Source organism: Promineifilum sp. (SeqCode), from assembly GCF_041918635.1.
In the GTDB taxonomy this organism is placed as follows: domain Bacteria; phylum Chloroflexota; class Anaerolineae; order Promineifilales; family Promineifilaceae; genus Promineifilum.
In genome coordinates, this window is sequence record NZ_JAYRVJ010000746.1 from 1 (window position 1) to 3583 (window position 3583).

At 65.4% G+C, this 3583-nt stretch carries 3 protein-coding genes; 2 read left to right on the plus strand and 1 reads right to left on the minus strand.

All coding sequences use genetic code 11. The annotated features are described in order from the left end of the window. Nucleotides 1-134 precede the first annotated feature (134 nt). The gene (locus tag ACE3UY_RS21595; RefSeq protein ID WP_374689545.1) at nt 135-833 is read right to left on the minus strand and encodes a hypothetical protein; all 699 of its coding nucleotides are present in this window, start codon (nt 831-833) and stop codon (nt 135-137) included. Nucleotides 834-1092: 259 nt separating this feature from the next. Here ACE3UY_RS21595 and ACE3UY_RS21600 point away from each other — a divergent pair, with 259 nt between their 5' ends. Together ACE3UY_RS21600 and ACE3UY_RS21605 are read left to right on the plus strand one after the other, a co-directional pair. Then, a complete protein-coding gene (locus ACE3UY_RS21600; RefSeq protein WP_374689546.1) occupies nt 1093-2394 on the plus strand; it encodes a M16 family metallopeptidase in 1302 nt (433 codons plus the stop codon). A gap of 67 nt (nt 2395-2461) precedes the next feature. Beyond that, the coding region (locus tag ACE3UY_RS21605) for a GAF domain-containing protein (protein ID WP_374689547.1) at nt 2462-3583 on the plus strand (1122 nt) is incomplete at its 3' end.

Below are 3583 nucleotides of genomic sequence, written 5' to 3' on the forward strand. Positions count from 1 at the left end.
CTTTGGGCGACGTGATGCCCTCCTGCAAGCGGAGATAGGTCAACAGGGGCAACTCGGGGTCGCCGTCGAATTGCTTCAGTTCGCCGTTTAGCCAGAATTCCATCGCGTCACTCCTATGTTTGTAGCACAGGCTGTCAGCCTGTGCCGGCCGGCAGGCTGACAGCCTGTGCTACAGCCGGCCGGCGAAACCACCACGAATAAGCCGTCAGCATCAGAAACATGAGGCCGACGGACAGGGCGAACAACTCGCTCATCAGGCCGCGGCTGAGGAAAGCCACCGCGCCCAGCAGAAGCGGCAAAAAGCAGATCGCGCCGAGCCAGCGGGCCGGCCCACCCAAACGAGCGAAGTAGGGCCACAGCAGCGCGAAGTAGACGGCCAACCCGCCCCACTTCAGCCAGGTGAAGAGGCGCAGGCGGGTCAGTTCACCCGCGAACCCGCCGTCGTCCATGTGGGCGGTAATGGTCAGCAGTTGGACATTCTCCAGGATGTCGGCGGCCATGATGCCAATGGCCAGAGCCGCCGCGCCGAAGAAGAGCCGCCGGCCTGTCAGCCGGTCGCAGGTCAGCGCGAACGTGAACAGGCAGCCGCCATATAGGGCAATGTAGAGAAAGTCGAGCTGGTTGACGCGGTCCATCGCCGGACGGACGTCGCCGACGGGATCGATGATCTGCCGCACCTCGGCCTCGCTCTTGGCGAATTCGAAGGCCAGCACCGGGGTAATGAAGCCGGCCGGCAGCGCGGCCGGGCGCGGGCCGACGAAGGACAAGAGGAGCGTCATGGCGACCGCGCCGAGACCGAGAATACCGCTGATGAGAAACGGCCGTCTTGTCATGGTGTGTGTCCGCGCCGGGAGCGCGCCATCCGGAAAAACTTCGCCGGTGCGCCGCTGACCGTTAGGGGCTTCATTGTTCCTCCAATAATAGCGGTTTTGGTGTTGGTGACAATGACGGCCGGCGACTAGCAGATCGCAAGTAAGAGTAACACAGAGAGACACAGAGGGCGGACGCAGAGTGACACAGAGGAAGACATTAGCAGCCCCGCGCCGGCGCGCTATAATCCACAGACCTCAGCGGTGTAAGAGGAGTGAATCGATGGGTTCCGCAGTCACCAAAACGCAATTGGATAACGGGCTGACCGTGCTGCTCAAAGAGATGCACCACGCGCCGGTGATTACCTTCATGATCTGGTATCGCGTCGGCAGCCGCAACGAGGTTACCGGCCGCACCGGCGCGTCCCACTGGGTCGAGCACATGATGTTCAAGGGCACGCCGCGCTTCCCCGGCAACGAGATGGAGCGCATGGTCTCGCGCGAGGGCGGCTACTGGAACGCCTTCACCTGGCTCGACTTCACCGCCTATTACGAGACGCTGCCCGCCGACCGGATCGACCTCGCCCTCCAACTGGAGGCCGACCGCATGGTCAACACGGAAATGCCTCCCGACGAGGTCGAGTCGGAGCGCACGGTCATCCTCTCCGAGCGGGCCATGTACGCCAACGAACCGCGCTTCTTGCTGGACGAGGAACTGACCGCCGCTGCCTTCCGCGTCCATCCTTATCACCATGAGGTCATCGGCGACACGGCCGACCTGCACAGCATGACCCGTGATGACCTGTACGGCCACTACCGCCGCCACTACGTCCCCAACAACGCCATCGCTGTGGTCGTTGGCGACTTCCAGACGGACAACATGCTGGCCCGCGTCTCGGAGCTATTCGGCCCGCTGGCCGGCGGTGAGGCCGCCGCGCCCGTACGCCGCGACGAGCCGCCGCAGTTGGGTGAGCGGCGCGTCACCGTCCAGGGGCCGGGCGATACGGCCTACCTGACCTACGCCTATCGCGTTCCCGGGGCGAGCCATCCCGACTTCCCTGCTCTGTCACTGCTCAATGCCGCCTTTGCCGGCGGCAGCAGCCTGGGCATGTTCGCTGGTGGCGGCTCCAACCGCAGCTCGCGACTCTACAAGGCGCTGGTCGCCACCGAACTGGCCGCTTCGGCCTACGGCAGCATCGCGCCGACCATTGACCCCTTCCTCTACAGCATCAACGCCGTCGTCCGCGCCGGGCGGACGCTACCGGAGGTGGAAGCGGCGCTGGAGGCGGAGATCGCCCGGCTGGCAACCGAGCCGATCACTCAGGCCGAGTTGGACAAGGCCCTCAAGCGCGCCCGCGCCCACTTCATCATGGCCGGCGAGAGCATCTCCGGCCAGGCGCAAATACTTGGCGCGGCCGAGGCGACGACCGGCGACTATGGCTGGTTCGAGTCCATCCTGGAGCGGCTGCGCGGCGTCACGCTGGCCGATGTCGAGCGCGTCCGCGCCACGTATCTGCATAAGCGCAACCGCACGGTCGGCTGGTACGAGCCAGATGGATCGACTGCGTCCGACGAGGAGGAGTGATCCGCCAGGGTGGCGCTGCGCTGCCCCGGCTTAGTGTGTGACGCCGACTATGCTAGAATCGTCTCCGATGACCACGAGCTCCGATCTCATCGTTGACCTCCAGACGCTCAACCAGATATCCCAGGTGCTCAACCAGGCCGCCGACGTTCAGACCGCGCTGAATACGTCCCTGGCGCAACTGGTCGATCTGATGGGGTTGGAGACGGGCTGGGTGTTCCTGCGCGACCCGGCGGCCCCTGACCGCTGGGGTGGGCGCGGCTTCCGGCTGGCGGCGCACCACAACCTGCCGCCGGCTATGGCTGTCACTAACCCCGACGCCTGGGACAAGAACTGCGATTGCCAGGGCCTCTGTCTGGCCGGCAAGCTGACCGGCGCCTACAACGAAGTGCGTTGCAGCCGTCTGGCCGGCGTCACCGGTGAGCGTAACGGATTGACTGTCCACGCCTCCTCGCCGCTGCGGGCGGGCGATCGCATCCTGGGCATCTTGAACGTCGCCGCGCCGGGATGGTCGTCCTTCACGCCCCGCAGCCTGACCCTGCTCAGCACCGTCGGCAGCCAGATGGGCATCGCCCTGGAACGGGCGCGGCTATTTGAGGCCCTGCAAATCCAGCGCATCCATGAGCAGGCCACCCTGCTCGATCTCTCGCAACAACTGCTCAGCCGGCGCGACCTGGATGATCTGATGAACTTCCTCGTCGATGAGGTGCGCGAACTGCTCAAGGCCGACGCCTGCGCCGTGCTGCTGACAGACGAGAACGACCCCGACTACCTCATCTTCCGCGCCGCTTCTGGCTGGCATGGCGACCCGGTGCGCAACGGCTACCGCGCCCCGGCCGATGAGAAGACCGGTTCCGGCCGCGTCATGCGCTCGCAACAGATCTTGCTGGTCGAAGACCTGTCCAAGCAGGAGCCGCCGTTGTGGATGTCGGAGTGGCTGGAGGCGGAAGGCTTCCGCGCCGCGGCCATCGTGCCGCTCGTGGCTGCCAACAAGTCGATCGGCACGCTGGTCATCGACTCGCGCCAGCCGCGCCAGTTCACCGACGTGGAAGTGCGCCTGTTGCGGCTGATGGCGAATCAGGCGGCGCTGGCTATCGAACAGGCCCGGCTGCACCACGAAGAGCTCCAGCGCCAGCGCATCGAAGAAGAGCTGGCCGTCGGCCGCCAGATTCAGATAAGCATGCTGCCGGCC